Origin of the sequence: Halalkalibacter sp. AB-rgal2, assembly GCF_041821005.1 — a bacterium.
In the GTDB taxonomy this organism is placed as follows: Bacteria; Bacillota; Bacilli; order Bacillales; family Bacillaceae_D; genus Halalkalibacter.
The window spans coordinates 42914-60761 of the sequence record NZ_JBGUAV010000017.1 but is presented as its reverse complement, the minus strand read 5'-3'; the positions used below and the strand labels follow the sequence as shown (position 1 = coordinate 60761).

Here is a 17848-nt window from a genome sequence, read left to right as displayed (position 1 = left end):
TTGAATGATTGGCAATTGAATTGATCCGGAAACCAAAAGGGAGGTTAGCCCCTTGATAGATGTAAACAACTTCGAATATATGAAAATTGGTCTTGCTTCACCAAAGAAGATTCGTTCTTGGTCAAGAGGAGAAGTTAAAAAGCCAGAAACCATTAACTACCGTACTTTAAAGCCAGAGAAAGACGGGCTTTTCTGTGAGCGTATTTTTGGTCCGACAAAAGATTGGGAATGCCACTGCGGAAAGTATAAGCGTGTACGCTACAAAGGTGTTGTCTGTGACCGCTGTGGTGTGGAAGTAACACGAGCAAAGGTTCGTCGTGAGCGTATGGGTCATATTGAACTAGCTGCACCTGTATCGCATATTTGGTATTTCAAAGGAATACCAAGTCGTATGGGGTTAGTATTAGATATGTCTCCTCGTTCTTTAGAAGAAGTCATTTATTTTGCTTCGTATGTTGTCACAGATCCAGGTGATACAGCTCTCGAGAAGAAGCAGCTGCTATCAGAAAAGGAATATCGCGCGTACCGTGATAAATATGGTCGTTCATTTCAAGCTCAAATGGGCGCGGAAGCGATTCGTAAGCTACTTGCGGATATCGATCTTGAAAAAGAAGTTTCGTTATTGAAAGAGGAGCTTGTCACAGCACAAGGCCAACGTCGTACACGAGCGATTAAACGCTTAGAAGTATTAGAAGCATTCCGTAATTCAGGAAACGAACCATCATGGATGATTCTTGATGTGTTACCTGTCATTCCACCAGAGTTACGACCAATGGTTCAATTAGACGGTGGTCGATTTGCTACATCTGATTTAAATGATTTGTATCGTCGTGTTATTAATCGAAATAATCGATTAAAGCGTCTATTGGATCTAGGAGCACCTAATATTATTGTTCAAAATGAAAAGCGAATGCTCCAAGAAGCAGTTGATGCGTTAATTGATAACGGTCGTCGTGGTCGTCCGGTTACTGGACCTGGGAATCGTCCGTTGAAGTCTCTTTCCCATATGTTGAAAGGGAAGCAAGGTCGTTTCCGTCAAAACTTATTAGGGAAACGCGTTGACTATTCAGGTCGTTCGGTAATCGTTGTAGGACCGAACTTAAAGATGTACCAATGTGGTCTACCGAAGGAAATGGCACTTGAGCTCTTTAAGCCGTTTGTTATGAAGGAATTAGTCAGCAAAGGTTTAGCTCATAACATTAAGAGTGCTAAACGTAAAGTGGAGCGCGTCCATCCAGAAGTTTGGGATGTGCTTGAAGAAGTCATTCGTGAACATCCGGTTCTTTTGAATCGTGCACCTACATTACACCGTCTTGGTATTCAAGCGTTTGAACCAACATTAGTAGAAGGGCGTGCAATTAGATTACACCCTCTAGTATGTACAGCGTATAACGCTGACTTTGACGGGGATCAGATGGCTGTGCACGTACCGTTATCAGCAGAAGCGCAAGCTGAAGCTCGTATTTTAATGTTGGCTGCTCAGAATATTTTGAATCCGAAAGATGGGAAGCCAGTTGTTACGCCGTCACAGGATATGGTTTTAGGGAACTACTATTTAACGATGGAGCGTAAAGATGCCATTGGTGAGGGGTCTGTCTTTAAGGATACGAATGAAGCGTTGATTGCTTATCAGAATGGCTTTGTACATTTACACAGTCGTGTTGCTATCCCTGTTCAATCACTAGGGAAAACGACATTTAGAGATGATCAATATGATAAGTTGCTCTTAACAACGGTTGGAAAGCTGATCTTTAATGAGATCTTACCTGATTCGTTCCCGTATGTGAATGAGTCAACGTTGATGAATTTAGAAGTAGCAATACCTGATAAATATATTGTACCAAGCTCGACAGATGTGAAAAAGCACTTTGCTGAAAATGAATTAGTTGAACCGTTTAAGAAAGGCTTCCTAGGTCTTGTTATTGCTGAAGTATTTAAGAAGTTTGCGATTGCTGAAACGTCTAAAATGCTTGATCGTATGAAGGAGCTTGGGTTTAAATATTCTACGCGCGCAGGTATTACAGTAGGTGTCGCTGATATTGTTGTATTAGCTGAGAAGAAAGAAATTTTAGCTGATGCTGAAAAGAAAGTTGATAAAGTACAAAAGCAATTCCGTCGTGGTTTAATTACCGAAGAGGAACGCTATGATCGTGTCATTTCAATCTGGAGTGAAGCGAAGGATATTATTCAAAGTAAGCTAATGGGCACGTTGGATCGTAGTAACCCAATCTTTATGATGAGTGATTCAGGTGCACGTGGTAATGCCTCAAACTTCACACAGCTTGCAGGTATGCGTGGATTAATGGCGAATCCATCTGGACGAATTATTGAATTACCGATTAAATCAAGCTTCCGTGAAGGTTTAACGGTATTGGAATACTTTATCTCTACACATGGGGCGCGTAAAGGTCTGGCAGATACTGCGCTTAAGACTGCCGATTCAGGTTACTTAACACGTCGACTCGTTGATGTTGCTCAAGATGTCATCGTTCGTTCTGATGACTGTGGTACAGATCGTGGCTTAGAAGTGAAAGCTATTAAAGAAGGTAATGAAGTCATCGAAGACTTATATGACCGTTTAGTTGGTCGGGTTGCCTTTAAGACGGTTAAGCACCCAGAAACAGGTGAAGTATTAGTATCAAGAAATGAACTTATTCATGAGGACATTGCGAAACAAATCATTGAAGCTGATGTAGAAGAAGTAACGATTCGCTCTGTGTTTACTTGTGATACACGTCACGGTGTTTGTAAGAAGTGTTATGGGCGTAACTTAGCGACCGGCAGTGATGTCGAAGTAGGTGAGGCAGTCGGAATTATCGCTGCTCAATCAATCGGGGAACCAGGTACACAGCTTACAATGCGTACATTCCATACTGGTGGGGTTGCAGGAGACGATATTACACAAGGTCTTCCTCGTATCCAAGAATTGTTTGAAGCGCGTAACCCTAAAGGGCAGGCGGTTATTACTGAAATCGATGGAGAAATTATTGACTTCAAAGAAGGCGATAAGCGCGAAGTCGTTATTAAGAGTGAAATGGAAACGAAGAATTATGCGATCCCGTACGGTTCTAGGTTGAAAGTTACAGTTGGTGACTTCGTTCAAGCGGGTGAGCCTATTACAGAAGGTTCAATTGATCCGAAAGAGCTTCTGAAAGTAAAAGGTATGAATGGCGTTCAAGAGTATCTCTTAAGAGAAGTGCAAAAGGTTTATCGAATGCAAGGGGTAGAAATTGGTGACAAGCACGTAGAAGTGATGGTTCGTCAAATGCTACGTAAAGTACGTGTCGTTGACGCAGGTGAAACGGCTGTCCTACCAGGTTCGTTAATTGAGATTCAGCAATTTAACGATGAAAACAAAAAAGTGCTCCTTGATCGTAAGCGCCCTGCTACTGGGAAGCCAGTCTTGCTTGGTATTACAAAAGCATCTCTTGAAACAGACTCATTCTTATCTGCTGCTTCCTTCCAAGAAACAACTCGTGTCTTAACCGATGCAGCGATTAAAGGCAAGCGTGATGAGTTGTTAGGTCTGAAGGAAAATGTTATTATCGGAAAGCTTGTCCCAGCTGGGACAGGAATGAATCGTTATCGCAATTTAGCGATTCGCTCTAAGTACGATGAGGAACAGCCAGAAGTGGCGGAGGAATCCGTGGCTGAAGAAGCTCTAACGCACGAATAAATGTTGTTAAAGACCTTGTTGTTTAAAAAGCACCAAAAATGATGGCGAGGGCTCCGTTCTTTACTCGTCTTGTGGTGAGAAAAGCACTCACCACAAGACTTTAAAAGATGTAGCGACTACATTCATTGCTTAGAGGTCATTCAAAAAGGGGAAAAACGCTCTTTTTGAACAACCTCTAAAAGAAACGTTGACACTTGATGCATCAAAGTGTTAATATATCAAAGTGTGCCTGATAAACCTGTTGCTTTGGAGGATCATTCATGTCTTATGAAAAAGTTTTACAGGCTAGTAACCTAATTATAGGGACAAAACAAACCCTTAAGGCGCTTGATGATGGAATTGTTTCTGAAGTATTAATAGCAAAAGATGCGGAGTACCGTGTGATCTATAAGGTTGAGGCATTAGCTAAGGAGAAGCAGGTTCCATTAGTATATGTCGACTCGATGAAGCGACTTGGAAAGGCTGCTGACATCGAAGTCGGTGCAGCCACAGTAGCTCTAAGGAAATAAATATGTTTTTGCCAGACGGGGCCATCCGGATGGCAAAAACTTTCCTTTTGTCTAAAGATGATCCACCAGGATCAGTGGTCTTAATTCAGTATGAGAGAGGAGGAAAAAAGATGCCTACAATTAATCAGTTAATTCGTAAAGGTCGTGTAGCAAAGTCTAAGAAGTCTGACTCGCCAGCACTTAACAAAGGTTATAATAGTTTCAAAAAGTCTCAAACAAACCTTTCATCACCACAAAAGCGTGGGGTGTGTACGCGTGTTGGTACAATGACACCGAAGAAGCCAAACTCAGCTCTTCGTAAATATGCTCGTGTACGTTTAACGAACCAAATCGAAGTAACAGCATATATCCCAGGTATTGGTCACAACCTTCAAGAGCACAGCGTTGTTCTTATCCGTGGAGGACGTGTAAAAGACTTACCAGGGGTTCGTTACCATATTGTCCGTGGTGCGTTAGATACTGCTGGTGTTCAAGATCGTATGCAAGGTCGCTCTAAGTATGGTACGAAGCGTCCTAAGAAATAATAAATAAGAATGGAAAGGAGGGGGAATTATGCCTCGTAAAGGACCAGTCGCTCGTCGTGATGTATTACCTGATCCGATTTACAAATCTAAGCTTGTTACACGTCTTATTAACCGTATTATGGAAGATGGTAAGCGTGGTAAAGCACAAACGATTCTTTACAATGCATTTGAACTTGTGAAGGAACGTAGTGGTAATGATCCAATGGAAGTATTTGATCAAGCACTTAAAAACATTATGCCAGTTCTTGAAGTTAAGGCTCGTCGTGTTGGTGGTGCAAACTATCAAGTACCAATTGAGGTTAAGCCTGAACGTCGTACAACATTAGGTCTTCGTTGGTTAGTCAATTATTCACGTTTACGTGGAGAAAAGACGATGGAAGAACGTCTTGCTAATGAAATCCTTGATGCTGCGAACAACACAGGTGCTTCTGTTAAGAAGCGTGAAGATACTCATAAGATGGCAGAAGCGAACAAAGCATTCGCTCACTATCGTTGGTAAGATCAAACTATTAATAAACTTTGAATTAGGAAGGAGAAAGACATTATGGCAAGAGAGTTCTCCTTGAAAGATACGCGAAATATCGGGATCATGGCTCATATTGATGCTGGTAAAACAACAACTACAGAGCGTATTCTTTTCTATACTGGACGTATCCACAAAATTGGTGAAACTCACGAAGGTGCTTCTCAAATGGACTGGATGGCACAGGAGCAAGAGCGTGGTATCACGATCACTTCTGCTGCGACAACAGCACAATGGAAAGACCATCGTATTAATATCATTGATACTCCAGGGCACGTCGATTTTACAGTTGAAGTAGAACGTTCATTACGTGTATTAGATGGTGCTGTAGCGGTACTTGATGCTCAATCGGGTGTTGAGCCACAAACAGAAACGGTATGGCGTCAAGCGACAACATACGGAGTACCACGTGTCGTGTTCATTAACAAAATGGACAAAACAGGTGCTGATTTCCTTTATTCAGTAGGGACGCTTCGTGACCGACTTCAAGCAAATGCTCACCCAATCCAATTACCAATTGGAGCTGAAGATGAGTTTAATGGTATTATCGATTTAATTGATATGGTTGCGTACTTCTATGAAGATGACCTAGGTACTCGCACGGAAGCGAAAGAAATTCCTGATGAGTATAAGGACAAAGCGCAAGAATTACATGAGCAACTAGTCGAAGCAGTAGCTGAACTAGATGAAGAGCTCATGATGAAGTATTTAGAAGGTGAAGAACTAACAAAAGATGAATTAAAAGCAGCGATTCGTAAGGGTACGTGTAATGTAGAATTTTATCCAGTACTTTGTGGATCTGCATTTAAGAACAAAGGTGTTCAGTTAATGTTAGATGCTGTTCTTGATTATCTTCCATCACCTCTAGATGTACCAGCAATTAATGGTACAGTACCTGAAACAGAAGAAGAAGTAACTCGCGAACCTGGTGATGACCAACCTTTCTCTGCTTTAGCATTTAAGGTTATGACAGATCCATACGTTGGTAAGTTAACATTCTTCCGAGTATATTCAGGAACATTAGATTCAGGTTCATATGTAAAGAACTCTACTAAGGATAAGCGTGAACGTGTAGGTCGTATCCTACAAATGCATGCGAACTCTCGTGAAGAGATCTCTACTGTGTACTCTGGTGATATTGCAGCAGCAGTAGGTTTGAAAGACACATCTACTGGGGATACTCTATGTGATGAGAAGAATCTTGTTATTCTTGAATCTATGGAATTCCCTGAGCCTGTTATCTCACTATCTGTTGAGCCGAAATCAAAGGCTGACCAAGATAAGATGGGTATTGCATTAGCTAAGCTTGCTGAAGAGGATCCGACGTTCCATACTGAAACGAACGAAGAAACAGGTCAAACGATTATCTCTGGTATGGGTGAGCTTCACCTTGACATTATCGTTGACCGTATGAAGCGTGAGTTTAAAGTAGAAGCTAACGTTGGTGCTCCACAAGTATCGTATCGTGAGACAATTAGACAATCTGCTCAAGTAGAAGGAAAGTTCGTCCGTCAATCTGGTGGTCGTGGACAATTCGGTCACGTTTGGGTAGAGTTTTCTCCAAATGAAGAGGGAGCAGGCTTCGAATTCGAAAATGCGGTTGTCGGTGGATCGGTTCCTCGTGAATACATCAGTTCTGTTGAAGCGGGTATTAAAGAGTCTTTGCAAAATGGTATGATCGCTGGGTATCCAGTTATTGACCTCAAAGCGAAACTTTATGATGGTTCATATCATGATGTTGACTCAAGTGAGATGGCATTTAAGATTGCCGCTTCAATGGCACTTAAGAATGCTAAATCAAAATGTAGTCCTGTACTACTAGAGCCACTTATGAAAGTAGAAGTTGTTATTCCAGAAGAGTACATGGGTGATGTAATGGGTGACGTTACAGCACGTCGTGGACGCGTTGAAGGAATGGAAGCACGCGGAAACGCACAAATCGTTAAGGCGTTTGTTCCTTTAGCAGAAATGTTTGGTTATGCAACTTCACTTCGTTCACGTACTCAAGGTCGCGGAACGTACTCAATGTTCTTTGATCATTATGAAGAAGTACCTAAGAGTGTCGCTGAAGAAATTATTAAGAAGCAAACTGGCGAATAATTTTTCGTTTAGGAATTGTTTCGACATTATGTTTGTTGTAAGCTAAGAAAGGTGATATTCTACAATGGGTACGCACCTTTCTTACCCATAAAATACTTATACTTTTCTTAATTAAGGGAGGAAATGAATCATGGCTAAAGAAAAATTCGACCGTTCCAAAACACATGCCAACATCGGTACAATTGGACACGTTGACCACGGTAAAACAACTTTAACTGCTGCAATTACAACAGTATTAGCTAAGCAATCTGGTAAAGGTACTGCAATGGCGTATGACGCAATTGATGGTGCACCGGAAGAGCGTGAGCGTGGAATCACAATCTCAACGGCTCACGTTGAGTACGAAACTGAAACTCGTCACTATGCACACGTTGACTGCCCAGGACACGCAGACTACGTTAAGAACATGATCACTGGTGCTGCACAAATGGATGGAGGTATCTTAGTAGTATCTGCTGCTGACGGTCCAATGCCTCAAACTCGTGAGCACATTCTATTATCTCGTCAAGTAGGTGTTCCTTACCTTGTTGTATTCTTAAACAAGTGTGACATGGTTGATGACGAAGAATTACTTGAGTTAGTAGAAATGGAAGTACGTGACCTTCTTTCTGAGTACGATTTCCCTGGTGATGATGTTCCTGTTATCCAAGGTTCTGCTCTTAAAGCACTAGAAGGAGATGCTGCATGGGAAGCGAAAATCATCGAGCTTATGGAAGCTGTTGATAGCTACATCCCAACTCCAGAGCGTGACAACGAGAAACCATTCATGATGCCAGTTGAGGATGTATTCTCAATCACTGGTCGTGGTACAGTTGCTACTGGTCGTGTTGAGCGTGGACAATTAAATGTTGGTGATGAAATTGAAATCATCGGTATCACTGAAGATGCTCAAAAGACAACTTGTACTGGAGTAGAAATGTTCCGTAAGCTTCTTGACTATGCAGAAGCTGGTGATAACATTGGTGCGCTACTTCGTGGTGTAAGCCGTGAAGAAGTACAACGTGGTCAAGTACTTGCAAAGCCAGGTTCTATTACACCACATACAAACTTCAAAGCTGAAGTTTATGTTCTTTCAAAAGAAGAGGGTGGACGTCATACTCCATTCTTCTCAAACTACCGTCCTCAGTTCTACTTCCGTACAACTGACGTAACTGGAATTGTTCAACTTCCAGAAGGCGTTGAGATGGTAATGCCTGGTGACAACATCGAAATGACGGTTGAGCTTATCGCTCCAATCGCAATTGAAGAAGGTACTAAGTTCTCTATCCGTGAGGGTGGACGTACAGTTGGTGCCGGCGTTGTTGCTTCAATTCAAAAGTAATTAATTTCTATATAAAGAAGACTCCTGTCACATGACAGGAGTCTTTTCTATTCTTTTGAAAGCAATCATGCAGATAGGTGCGATCAAGGTAAGAAGTCCAATAGTCGTGAAGGCAGCTCCCCATGAATAATAGTCTAGGATGAATCCAAACAATAATGGAGCAAATATAGTAGTCGAAAACCCAACAATTGATTGAATCCCAAGAGCTAGCCCTGTTAATTCTGGATCAGTGACTTCACTAATCGCAGTGCTGTAAATGGGTGAGTCTGCTATAATACTGAAGCCATATACGATTAAAAGAATAACCATGAATGCAATCGGTAAAGATGTTAGCCAACCGATGACGACCGAACAACTAATGCTTGTCATAAGAAACCAAGTTGATGTGGTCCCTCTTCCAAATCGATCAGAAGCCTTTCCTCCTAGATAAGAGGCGATTCCACCTAGCATGATGATGAAGGATGCTAACATATTTCCGGCGGTAATCGCATTTGTTGCATGAACACCATGAACGGTAAAATAATAGACTAGAAATGGACCTATCCATGACCACATCGCATATAGCTCCCAACAATGAGCAGCATACCCTCCGTTAATGAGAACATTCCTTTTTCGGAAAACGTCCTGTAGTAATTGTTTAGAAATGACTAAAGGTTTAGAAGGAAGCTGTGGTATCTTTGTCATGAAAACAACGAAGCCTGCAATTAAACTAAACACAGAGGTTAACAGTATGACACCTTTCCAGCCAATAGAAGAAATAAGAAATCCTGAAATGAATAATGAAAATCCTGAGCCGATGACAAGTGACCCAACATAGATCCCCATTGCCTTCCCACGAGTCGAGGGTGGGAATAATTGAGATACTAGCTTCATTCCGGGAACGTAAATACCTGCAACGCCAACCCCTGTTACTGTTCGTAAAATGACAGCTGTCCAAAAACCGTTAGCTAGAAGAGGGAACCATACCCCGGATAGACCGGCAATAAGAGCGCCAATTATGATGATGTACTTTGGGTTATAGGCTGATAGAAAGAAACTGTAACTAATAACAGCTAGAACATATCCGATATGAAAGAAAGCAAAAATGATGCCAGACTGAGTTGCTGTTAGCATCCATTCGCTTTCTAAGACAGGTATAATAGAAGAAAAATTAAACCATACTTGCATAATAAGAAATTGCGCAATAGACAAAGTCCACAAAAGTCTCGTTGATTGGTTCATTACTTACTGCCTCCGCTGACGTACATTATTTGTGATACGATAATGAATTGTAACATGAAACATATGGAAACGAAGAAAATTGAGATTTCTTGAATAAAACATTGCTTTTTGCATGTTAGACTATTATAATAGATAAGGTGTGATCAGCGTAGGTTCTTCACTTGCACTGGTTATTATTTTTGTGTATAATGTTGAACGTTGGTCACTGACAGCGATGAAGCGAAAGGTTGCTGACACACCCGGCTCCTTTGCCATGGCAGGGTGTAGGAAATTTTCGCAGAGTATGTCTGTTTATAAAATGGACGATAAAGGAGGGGCTATTATGGCAAAACAAAAGATTCGCATTCGTTTGAAAGCATATGATCACAGAGTCCTTGATCAATCAGCAGTGAAGATTGTAGAAACAGCAAAACGTTCTGGTGCTAGTGTATCGGGTCCGATCCCACTACCAACTGAGAAATCTGTTTACACGGTTTTACGTGCTGTACACAAGTATAAAGATTCTCGTGAGCAATTTGAAATGCGCACACATAAGCGTTTGATTGACATTGTGAATCCTACACCGCAAACGGTAGATGCGCTAATGCGTCTGGATTTACCATCTGGTGTGGACATTGAAATTAAGCTATAAACATTTTGATGAGAAGGTCGTTTCTCATTTAATGATATGAAAATGGCAAAATAAACTGAACAATAATAGGAGGTGTAACGGATGTCCAAAGGAATCTTAGGTAGAAAAATTGGTATGACACAAGTATTTGCTGAAAATGGTGAAGTAATCCCGGTTACAGTTATTGAAGCAGAGCCAAACGTTGTTCTTCAAAAGAAGACAGTTGACTCTGATGGATATGAAGCTATTCAAGTCGGTTTTGCTGATCAAAAGAAAGCAAATGTCAACAAGCCAGCTGAAGGCCATGCTGCTAAAGCAAACACGGCTCCTAAGCGCTTCATCAAGGAAATCCGTAACGTTAATCTTGACGATTATGAAGTTGGTCAAGAAGTTAAGGTAGATACATTTGCAGAAGGTGACACAGTTGATGTGACAGGCACTTCTAAAGGTAAAGGATTCCAAGGTGCGATTAAGCGTCACAATCAATCTCGTGGACCGATGTCCCATGGTTCTCGTTATCATCGTCGTCCTGGTTCAATGGGTCCAGTTGATCCGAACCGTGTATTTAAAGGGAAGCTTCTTCCTGGACGTATGGGTGGAGAGCAAATTACAGTACAAAATCTAGAAATCGTAAAAGTGGACACAGAGCGCAACTTGCTACTAGTTAAAGGGAATGTTCCTGGAGCTAAGAAAAGTTACGTAGAAGTTCAAAGTGCGATTAAAGCAAAATAAGATTGACAGAAAGGAGGACACATCATGCCAAAAGTAGCTTTATTTAATCAAAGTGGATCTCAAGTTGGAGATGTTGAATTAAATGATTCGGTATTTGGTATTGAACCAAATAACAGTGTACTTCATGACGCAGTAGTAATGCAGCAAGCATCTCTACGTCAAGGTACACACAAAACAAAAGGACGTTCTGAAGTACGTGGTGGTGGTCGTAAGCCATGGCGTCAAAAGGGAACTGGACGCGCTCGTCAAGGGTCAATCCGTTCTCCACAATGGGTTGGTGGTGGAGTTGTATTTGGGCCGACTCCTCGTAGCTACAGCTACAACCTTCCAAAGAAAGTTCGTCGCTTAGCGATTAAATCTGCTCTTTCTAGTAAGGTGAAAGCAGAAGAGATTATTGTTCTTGAAGAGCTTGCGTTTGATGCTCCGAAGACAAAGGAAATGAAGTCAGTGCTTGCTAACATTTCAGCTGATCGTAAAGTGTTAGTCGTAACAGCTGACTACAATGATCAAGTTGCACTATCTGCTCGTAATATCCCAGGTGTTACGTTTGTTTCAGCAGACGGAATTAACGTTCTTGATCTATTAAAGCATGATAAGCTTGTCATAACGAAAGGTGCCGTTGAAAAGGTAGAGGAGGTGCTTGCGTAATGTCAAATGCTCGTGATATCATTAAGCGCCCTGTAATTACAGAACGTTCAACAGATTTAATGAGTGATAAGAAATACACGTTTGAAGTGGACGTTCGAGCAAACAAAACTCAAATTAAAGATGCAATCGAAGAGATCTTTGATGTGAAGGTTGATAATGTAAATACGCAAAATTACAAAGGTAAATCTAAACGTTTTGGTCGTTATACAGGTTTTACTGCTCGTCGTAAAAAAGCGATTGTTACATTGTCAGCAGATAGCAAAGAATTAGAATTCTTTGAAGGTGTTTAAGAACTACTAGTGAAGGAGGGAATTAAAGATGGCGGTAAAGAAGTATAAACCAACCAGTGCCGGTCGTCGTGGTATGTCTGTATTAGATTATGCAGAAATCACTACAGACAAACCAGAAAAGTCATTGTTAGCCCCTTTACACAAAAAAGGCGGACGCAATAACCAAGGTAAATTAACTGTACGTCATCAAGGTGGCGGACATAAGCGCCAATACCGTGTGATTGACTTTAAGCGTAATAAAGATGGAATTCCAGGGCGCGTTGCTACAATCGAGTATGATCCGAACCGTTCAGCGAATATCGCACTTATTCATTATGTTGATGGTGAAAAGCGTTATATTTTAGCTCCGAAAGGTCTTAAGGTTGGAGTAACAATTGAATCTGGTCCGGAAGCTGATATCAAAGTTGGGAATGCATTACCACTTAAGAACATCCCTGTTGGTACAGTTATTCATAATATCGAATTGAAGCCAGGTAAAGGCGGTCAATTAGTACGTTCAGCCGGTGCAGAAGCACAGCTTTTAGGTAAAGAAGGCGATTATGTACTTGTTCGTTTGAAGTCTGGTGAAACTCGTTATATTCTAGCAACTTGCCGTGCGACAATCGGTCAAGTAGGAAATCTTGAGCACGAACTTGTTAACATCGGTAAAGCAGGTCGTTCGCGTTGGTTAGGCAAGCGCCCAACTGTTCGTGGATCTGTTATGAACCCTAACGATCACCCACATGGTGGTGGTGAAGGTCGTGCGCCGATCGGTCGTAAGTCTCCTATGTCTCCATGGGGTAAGCCGACTCTTGGCTACAAGACTCGTAAGAAGAACAAAGATACTGATAAGTATATTGTACGTCGTCGTAAAAAATAACGGGATTGGGCTACGGTTCTTAATAAGAACCGTGGGACGGTCACGAAGGGAGGAATTCTCATGGGTCGCAGTTTGAAAAAGGGACCTTTTGTCGATGATCATTTAATGAAGAAAGTTGAAGGATTAAATGAAGCAAATGACAAGAAGGTTGTTAAGACATGGTCTCGTCGTTCAACTATTTTCCCTGAATTTATCGGTCATACAATCGCAGTATATGATGGCCGTAAGCATGTACCTGTTTACATTTCTGAAGACATGGTAGGACACAAGCTTGGTGAGTTTGCACCTACTCGTACGTATAAAGGTCATGCAGCAGATGATAAGAAAACAAGACGTTAAATGTAAGAGGGGAGGTCAATCCTATGCAAGCTAAAGCTATAGCAAAACAAGTCCGTATTGCTCCTCGTAAGGTGCGTCTAGTCGTGGATCTTATTCGTGGAAAGCAAGTCGGTGAAGCTATTGCCATTCTTCGCCACACGCCAAAAGCAGCATCTCCTGTAGTAGAGAAGCTTTTGAACTCAGCGATTGCGAATGCAGAGCACAACTATGAAATGGAGCCAAATAATCTTGTAATTAGTGAAGTTTTTGTTGATGAAGGCGTAACGTTGAAACGTTTCCGTCCTCGCGCAATGGGGCGCGCAAGTCGCATCAACAAGCGTACTAGTCATATCACATTAGTGGTAACAGAAAAGAAGGAGGGATAAAACGTGGGTCAAAAAATAAATCCTACCGGACTTCGAGTCGGTGTTATCCATGACTGGGAGTCAAAATGGTATGCTGATAAAGATTTTGCTGATCTACTACACGAGGATATTAAAATTCGTGAGTATATCGAAAAGCGTTTGAAGGATGCTTCAGTTTCTAAGGTTGAAATTGAGCGTGCTGCAAACCGTGTAAATATTACCGTTTCTACTGCTAAGCCAGGTATGGTGATCGGTAAAGGTGGTTCAGAAGTAGAGGCGCTACGTAAAGCCCTAAATACACTAACAGGTAAAAGAGTTCATATTAACATTTTTGAAATTAAGCAAGCAGATTTAGATGCGAAGCTTGTTGCAGAGAACATTGCTCGTCAATTAGAAAATCGTATTTCATTCCGACGTGCGATGAAGCAAGCGATTCAACGTACAATGCGCTCCGGTGCAAAGGGGATTAAGACTCAAGTGTCTGGTCGTCTTGGTGGTGCGGATATCGCTCGTGCTGAACATTATAGTGAAGGAACGGTTCCACTTCACACACTTCGTGCTGATATCGATTATGGTACAGCAGAAGCTGATACAACATACGGTAAGTTAGGTGTTAAAATCTGGATTTATCGTGGTGAAGTCCTTCCTACAAAAGGAACGAACAAAGTGGAAGGAGGCAACTAATCATGTTAATGCCTAAACGCGTAAAATATCGCCGTGAGCACCGTGGTAAGATGAGAGGTCGTGCTAAGGGCGGGACTGAAGTGCATTTTGGCGAATATGGTCTACAAGCACTTGATGCTTCATGGATCACGAATCGTCAAATTGAAGCTGCTCGTATTGCAATGACACGTTACATGAAACGTGGCGGTAAAGTTTGGATTAAGATTTTCCCTTCAAAGCCATATACTGCTAAGCCATTAGAAGTTCGAATGGGTTCTGGTAAAGGGGCTCCTGAAGGTTGGGTAGCTGTTGTTAAACCAGGTAAGATTATGTTTGAAATTGCTGGTGTTCCTGAGGAAGTTGCACGTGAAGCATTACGTCTGGCCGCACATAAGTTACCAGTGAAATGTAAGTTTGTAAAACGCGAAGAAGTGGGTGGTGACGCAAATGAAAGCTAATGAGATTCGTAACTTAACCACTGCTGAAATTGAGCAAAAGACACAATCATTAAAAGAAGAGTTGTTTAACCTTCGCTTTCAACTAGCGACTGGTCAATTGGATAATCCAACCCGTATTCGTGAAGTTCGCAAAGCAATCGCTCGTGCGAAGACTGTACTACGTGAACGTGAGCTTGGAATTAACAACGGCTAAAAAGGAGGTTTGCTTAAATGGAACGCAACCAACGTAAGGTTTATACAGGGCGCGTTGTTTCAGACAAGATGGATAAGACCATTTCGGTTCTTGTTGAAACATATAAGAAAGATCGTCTTTACGGTAAACGCGTAAAGTATTCTAAGAAGTTCAAAGCGCACGATGAAGAAAATAGTGCAAAAGTTGGCGATATCGTTAAAATCATGGAAACTCGTCCACTTTCTAAAGATAAACGTTTCCGCTTAGTAGAGATCGTTGAAGTAGCGGTAATTATCTAATAAGATCCTTTAGTTGAAGGGAGGTAAGATCTTATGATCCAACAAGAAAGTCGTTTAAAAGTTGCTGATAACTCTGGTGCTCGTGAAGTGCTTTGTATTAAAGTACTAGGTGGCTCAGGTCGTAAAACAGCTAATATTGGTGATGTTATTGTTTGTTCGGTAAAACAAGCAACACCAGGCGGCGTTGTCAAGAAAGGTGAAGTCGTTAAAGCGGTTGTTGTACGTACGAAGAGTGGTGCTCGTCGTAAAGATGGTTCTTACATTAAATTTGATGAGAATGCAGCGGTTATTATCCGTGACGATAAGAGCCCAAGAGGTACTCGTATTTTTGGACCTGTTGCACGTGAACTTCGTGAAAATCAATTCATGAAAATTGTTTCTCTTGCTCCAGAAGTTCTTTAATTAAGATATAAGTTAGGCCCGCTCAAGGAGGTGCAATAATGTCAATGCATGTCAAAAAAGGTGATACGGTTAAAGTCATCTCAGGAAAAGACAAAGGAAAACAAGGTGTAATTCTAGAGGCATTTCCTAAGAAGAGTCGCGTTCTTGTAGAAGGAGTTAACATGATCAAGAAGCATGCGAAGCCTTCTCAAGATAATCCACAAGGTGGGATCTTGAACCAAGAAGCGCCAATTCACTCTTCTAACGTAATGCCAATTGATCCTAAATCTGGCGAACCTACCCGAGTAGGTTTCAGAGAAGAGAATGGTAAAAAGGTAAGAGTTGCGAAAAAGTCTGGCGAAGTTTTAGATAAATAGTCAGAGTGTGAAAGGAGGTCAATAGTATGAGTCGTTTAAAGGAGAAATATTCAACTGAAATTGTTCCTTCTCTTGTTGAGAAGTTCAACCATTCTTCAGTAATGGGTGTACCTAAGCTTGAGAAAATCGTTGTCAACATGGGTGTTGGTGATGCTGTATCAAACGCAAAGGCACTTGATAAAGCTGTTGAAGAATTAACAGAAATCACAGGTCAAAAGCCATTAATTACGAAGGCGAAAAAGTCTATTGCTGGATTTAAATTACGTGAAGGTATGCCGATCGGTGCTAAGGTGACATTACGCGGAGAGCGTATGTATCAATTCCTTGATAAGTTAATTACTGTTGCATTACCTCGTGTACGTGACTTCCGTGGTGTATCAAAGAAAGCATTTGACGGCCGTGGGAATTACACATTAGGTGTGAAAGAACAATTAATTTTCCCTGAAGTTGACTATGATAAAGTGGATAAAGTTCGCGGAATGGATGTTGTTTTAGTAACAACTGCTGAAACGGATGAAGAAGCTCGTGAATTATTAACACAAATGGGAATGCCATTTCAAAAATAATCGAAGACTTTTCGAAGAGGAGGGAAAACGTTGGCGAAGAAATCTATGATTGCAAAGCAAAAGCGCACACAAAAGTATAAAGTACAAGAGTATACTCGTTGTGAACGTTGCGGTCGTCCTCATTCAGTATTACGCAAGTTTAAACTTTGCAGAATTTGCTTTAGAGAACTTGCGCATAAGGGTCAAATCCCTGGTGTGAAAAAAGCTAGTTGGTAATCCCTAGAACGGGAAGGAGGTAAAGAATAATGGTCATGACAGATCCAATTGCAGATATGCTTACTCGTATCCGTAATGCTAATACGGTACGTCACGAGAAGCTAGAACTACCTGCTTCAAAGGTAAAGAAGGAAATTGCTGATATTCTTAAGCGCGAAGGGTTTATTCGTGATTATGAGTACATTGAAGATAACAAACAAGGTGTCATCCGTATTTTCTTGAAATATGGTGTAACTAATGAGCGTGTTATTACTGGTCTAAAGCGTATTAGTAAGCCTGGACTTCGCGTATATGCGAAAGCTGGTGAGCTTCCTCGTGTATTAGGTGGACTAGGAATCGCTATTGTTTCTACATCTAATGGTGTAATGACGGATAAGGATGCACGTCAACAACAAGTCGGTGGGGAAGTTTTAGCGTACGTTTGGTAATAGATATGATAAGAACGGAGGTGTAGACGAATGTCTCGTATTGGTAAAAAGCCAGTTGAGGTCCCAAGTGGTGTTACTGTAACACTTGATAGTCATCTTATGACAGTTAAAGGTCCTAAAGGCGAACTTAAACGTAAGCTACACGAAGAAATGAAGATCAATATTGCTGAAAACGAAGTGACAGTAGAACGTCCTTCGGATAATAAAGTACATCGTGCTCTTCATGGTACAACTCGTAGCTTAATTCAAAATATGGTTGAGGGAGTAACAAAAGGTTTCGAGCGTTCTCTTGAACTTGTCGGTGTCGGTTACCGTGCTAGTAAATCAGGTCAGAAGCTTGTACTAAACGTTGGTTACTCACATCCGGTTGAAATTACTCCTGAACAAGGAATTGAAATTGAAGTTCCTTCAAACACGAAAGTGATTGTAAAGGGAATTGATAAGGAACGCGTAGGTGCGATTGCATCTAACATCCGTTCTGTTCGTTTACCTGAACCTTATAAAGGTAAAGGAATTCGTTATGAAGGCGAATATATTCGTCGTAAAGAAGGTAAAACAGGTAAATAATCACTAACATACGGAAAGGATTGAC

The 17848-nt window shown here is 41.3% G+C and carries 24 protein-coding genes; 23 read left to right on the top strand and 1 reads right to left on the bottom strand.

Annotated elements, in window-relative coordinates; genetic code table 11:
• Positions 1–52: 52 nt before the first annotated feature.
• The 6 genes from rpoC to tuf all read left to right on the top strand — a co-directional run bounded on the left by rpoC (position 53) and on the right by tuf (position 8653).
• Positions 53–3676: a DNA-directed RNA polymerase subunit beta' gene (gene rpoC / locus ACERJO_RS13820; RefSeq protein WP_247106952.1), complete on the top strand. Its 3624-nt coding sequence runs from the start codon at positions 53–55 to the stop codon at positions 3674–3676.
• Positions 3677–3936: 260 nt separating this feature from the next.
• Complete coding sequence (locus tag ACERJO_RS13815; protein ID WP_247106953.1) at positions 3937–4185, top strand: 50S ribosomal protein L7ae-like protein; 249 nt, start codon at positions 3937–3939, stop codon at positions 4183–4185.
• Between the two features lie 110 nt (positions 4186–4295).
• Entirely contained in the window at positions 4296–4709 is a 414-nt protein-coding gene (rpsL, locus tag ACERJO_RS13810; protein ID WP_035345197.1) for a 30S ribosomal protein S12, read from the top strand.
• Between the two features lie 28 nt (positions 4710–4737).
• Entirely contained in the window at positions 4738–5208 is a 471-nt protein-coding gene (rpsG, locus tag ACERJO_RS13805) for a 30S ribosomal protein S7 (protein WP_035345200.1), read from the top strand.
• Positions 5209–5253: 45 nt separating this feature from the next.
• On the top strand, positions 5254–7332 hold the full coding sequence (gene fusA, locus ACERJO_RS13800; protein WP_247106954.1) for an elongation factor G: 2079 nt from the start codon (positions 5254–5256) through the stop codon (positions 7330–7332).
• Between the two features lie 130 nt (positions 7333–7462).
• Positions 7463–8653 carry an elongation factor Tu gene (tuf, locus tag ACERJO_RS13795; RefSeq protein ID WP_247106955.1) on the top strand — a complete coding sequence of 397 codons (1191 nt, stop codon included), beginning with the start codon at positions 7463–7465 and terminating at the stop codon, positions 8651–8653.
• A gap of 27 nt (positions 8654–8680) precedes the next feature.
• Here tuf and ACERJO_RS13790 read toward each other — a convergent pair whose 3' ends face one another.
• A complete protein-coding gene (locus ACERJO_RS13790) occupies positions 8681–9874 on the bottom strand; it encodes an MFS transporter (RefSeq protein WP_373647864.1) in 1194 nt (397 codons plus the stop codon).
• 322 nt (positions 9875–10196) lie between these two features.
• Here ACERJO_RS13790 and rpsJ point away from each other — a divergent pair, with 322 nt between their 5' ends.
• The 17 genes from rpsJ (at position 10197) to rplF (ending at position 17823) form a co-directional block, all read left to right on the top strand.
• On the top strand, positions 10197–10505 hold the full coding sequence (rpsJ, locus tag ACERJO_RS13785) for a 30S ribosomal protein S10 (protein WP_099305467.1): 309 nt from the start codon (positions 10197–10199) through the stop codon (positions 10503–10505).
• Between the two features lie 81 nt (positions 10506–10586).
• The gene (gene rplC / locus ACERJO_RS13780; protein WP_247106958.1) at positions 10587–11216 is read left to right on the top strand and encodes a 50S ribosomal protein L3; all 630 of its coding nucleotides are present in this window, start codon (positions 10587–10589) and stop codon (positions 11214–11216) included.
• 24 nt (positions 11217–11240) lie between these two features.
• The gene (gene rplD / locus ACERJO_RS13775; RefSeq protein ID WP_247106960.1) at positions 11241–11864 is read left to right on the top strand and encodes a 50S ribosomal protein L4; all 624 of its coding nucleotides are present in this window, start codon (positions 11241–11243) and stop codon (positions 11862–11864) included.
• Complete coding sequence (gene rplW / locus ACERJO_RS13770) at positions 11864–12154, top strand: 50S ribosomal protein L23 (protein WP_247106962.1); 291 nt, start codon at positions 11864–11866, stop codon at positions 12152–12154. Before rplD ends, rplW begins: the two co-directional genes overlap by 1 nt.
• A gap of 28 nt (positions 12155–12182) precedes the next feature.
• Entirely contained in the window at positions 12183–13013 is an 831-nt protein-coding gene (gene rplB / locus ACERJO_RS13765) for a 50S ribosomal protein L2 (RefSeq protein ID WP_247106964.1), read from the top strand.
• A 60-nt stretch (positions 13014–13073) separates the two neighbouring features.
• Positions 13074–13352 carry a 30S ribosomal protein S19 gene (gene rpsS, locus ACERJO_RS13760; RefSeq protein WP_035345220.1) on the top strand — a complete coding sequence of 93 codons (279 nt, stop codon included), beginning with the start codon at positions 13074–13076 and terminating at the stop codon, positions 13350–13352.
• Between the two features lie 23 nt (positions 13353–13375).
• Positions 13376–13717: a 50S ribosomal protein L22 gene (gene rplV / locus ACERJO_RS13755; protein WP_247106965.1), complete on the top strand. Its 342-nt coding sequence runs from the start codon at positions 13376–13378 to the stop codon at positions 13715–13717.
• 3 nt (positions 13718–13720) lie between these two features.
• Entirely contained in the window at positions 13721–14380 is a 660-nt protein-coding gene (gene rpsC, locus ACERJO_RS13750; protein ID WP_247106966.1) for a 30S ribosomal protein S3, read from the top strand.
• A gap of 2 nt (positions 14381–14382) precedes the next feature.
• Positions 14383–14817, top strand: coding sequence for a 50S ribosomal protein L16 (gene rplP, locus ACERJO_RS13745; protein WP_247106967.1), 435 nt, complete (start codon positions 14383–14385; stop codon positions 14815–14817).
• Positions 14807–15010, top strand: coding sequence for a 50S ribosomal protein L29 (gene rpmC, locus ACERJO_RS13740; protein ID WP_035345231.1), 204 nt, complete (start codon positions 14807–14809; stop codon positions 15008–15010). The genes rplP and rpmC overlap by 11 nt, the downstream gene beginning before the upstream one ends.
• 17 nt (positions 15011–15027) lie before the next feature.
• Positions 15028–15288: a 30S ribosomal protein S17 gene (rpsQ, locus tag ACERJO_RS13735; RefSeq protein WP_247106969.1), complete on the top strand. Its 261-nt coding sequence runs from the start codon at positions 15028–15030 to the stop codon at positions 15286–15288.
• A gap of 33 nt (positions 15289–15321) precedes the next feature.
• Positions 15322–15690 carry a 50S ribosomal protein L14 gene (gene rplN, locus ACERJO_RS13730; protein ID WP_035345236.1) on the top strand — a complete coding sequence of 123 codons (369 nt, stop codon included), beginning with the start codon at positions 15322–15324 and terminating at the stop codon, positions 15688–15690.
• Between the two features lie 44 nt (positions 15691–15734).
• Entirely contained in the window at positions 15735–16046 is a 312-nt protein-coding gene (gene rplX, locus ACERJO_RS13725; protein WP_247107049.1) for a 50S ribosomal protein L24, read from the top strand.
• A 26-nt stretch (positions 16047–16072) separates the two neighbouring features.
• Positions 16073–16612 carry a 50S ribosomal protein L5 gene (gene rplE, locus ACERJO_RS13720; protein ID WP_247106970.1) on the top strand — a complete coding sequence of 180 codons (540 nt, stop codon included), beginning with the start codon at positions 16073–16075 and terminating at the stop codon, positions 16610–16612.
• Positions 16613–16642: 30 nt separating this feature from the next.
• Entirely contained in the window at positions 16643–16828 is a 186-nt protein-coding gene (locus ACERJO_RS13715; protein WP_012957149.1) for a type Z 30S ribosomal protein S14, read from the top strand.
• Between the two features lie 29 nt (positions 16829–16857).
• Positions 16858–17256, top strand: a complete 399-nt coding sequence (gene rpsH / locus ACERJO_RS13710) for a 30S ribosomal protein S8 (RefSeq protein WP_247106971.1) — start codon at positions 16858–16860, stop codon at positions 17254–17256.
• Between the two features lie 30 nt (positions 17257–17286).
• Positions 17287–17823: a 50S ribosomal protein L6 gene (gene rplF, locus ACERJO_RS13705; protein ID WP_247106972.1), complete on the top strand. Its 537-nt coding sequence runs from the start codon at positions 17287–17289 to the stop codon at positions 17821–17823.
• Positions 17824–17848: the final 25 nt, after the last annotated feature.

Excerpts from the sequence above, each read along its gene's own strand:
- ACERJO_RS13815 (WP_247106953.1), top strand. The coding sequence starts at position 3,937 with ATGTCTTATGAAAAAGTTTTACAGGCTAGTAACCTAATTATAGGGACA.
- rpsL (WP_035345197.1), top strand. The coding sequence starts at position 4,296 with ATGCCTACAATTAATCAGTTAATTCGTAAAGGTCGTGTAGCAAAGTCT.
- rpsG (WP_035345200.1), top strand. The coding sequence starts at position 4,738 with ATGCCTCGTAAAGGACCAGTCGCTCGTCGTGATGTATTACCTGATCCG.
- fusA (WP_247106954.1), top strand. The coding sequence starts at position 5,254 with ATGGCAAGAGAGTTCTCCTTGAAAGATACGCGAAATATCGGGATCATG.
- tuf (WP_247106955.1), top strand. The coding sequence starts at position 7,463 with ATGGCTAAAGAAAAATTCGACCGTTCCAAAACACATGCCAACATCGGT.
- ACERJO_RS13790 (WP_373647864.1), bottom strand. The coding sequence starts at position 9,874 with ATGAACCAATCAACGAGACTTTTGTGGACTTTGTCTATTGCGCAATTT.
- rpsJ (WP_099305467.1), top strand. The coding sequence starts at position 10,197 with ATGGCAAAACAAAAGATTCGCATTCGTTTGAAAGCATATGATCACAGA.
- rplC (WP_247106958.1), top strand. The coding sequence starts at position 10,587 with ATGTCCAAAGGAATCTTAGGTAGAAAAATTGGTATGACACAAGTATTT.
- rplD (WP_247106960.1), top strand. The coding sequence starts at position 11,241 with ATGCCAAAAGTAGCTTTATTTAATCAAAGTGGATCTCAAGTTGGAGAT.
- rplW (WP_247106962.1), top strand. The coding sequence starts at position 11,864 with ATGTCAAATGCTCGTGATATCATTAAGCGCCCTGTAATTACAGAACGT.
- rplB (WP_247106964.1), top strand. The coding sequence starts at position 12,183 with ATGGCGGTAAAGAAGTATAAACCAACCAGTGCCGGTCGTCGTGGTATG.
- rpsS (WP_035345220.1), top strand. The coding sequence starts at position 13,074 with ATGGGTCGCAGTTTGAAAAAGGGACCTTTTGTCGATGATCATTTAATG.
- rplV (WP_247106965.1), top strand. The coding sequence starts at position 13,376 with ATGCAAGCTAAAGCTATAGCAAAACAAGTCCGTATTGCTCCTCGTAAG.
- rplP (WP_247106967.1), top strand. The coding sequence starts at position 14,383 with ATGTTAATGCCTAAACGCGTAAAATATCGCCGTGAGCACCGTGGTAAG.
- rpmC (WP_035345231.1), top strand. The coding sequence starts at position 14,807 with ATGAAAGCTAATGAGATTCGTAACTTAACCACTGCTGAAATTGAGCAA.
- rpsQ (WP_247106969.1), top strand. The coding sequence starts at position 15,028 with ATGGAACGCAACCAACGTAAGGTTTATACAGGGCGCGTTGTTTCAGAC.
- rplN (WP_035345236.1), top strand. The coding sequence starts at position 15,322 with ATGATCCAACAAGAAAGTCGTTTAAAAGTTGCTGATAACTCTGGTGCT.
- rplX (WP_247107049.1), top strand. The coding sequence starts at position 15,735 with ATGCATGTCAAAAAAGGTGATACGGTTAAAGTCATCTCAGGAAAAGAC.
- rplE (WP_247106970.1), top strand. The coding sequence starts at position 16,073 with ATGAGTCGTTTAAAGGAGAAATATTCAACTGAAATTGTTCCTTCTCTT.
- rpsH (WP_247106971.1), top strand. The coding sequence starts at position 16,858 with ATGGTCATGACAGATCCAATTGCAGATATGCTTACTCGTATCCGTAAT.
- rplF (WP_247106972.1), top strand. The coding sequence starts at position 17,287 with ATGTCTCGTATTGGTAAAAAGCCAGTTGAGGTCCCAAGTGGTGTTACT.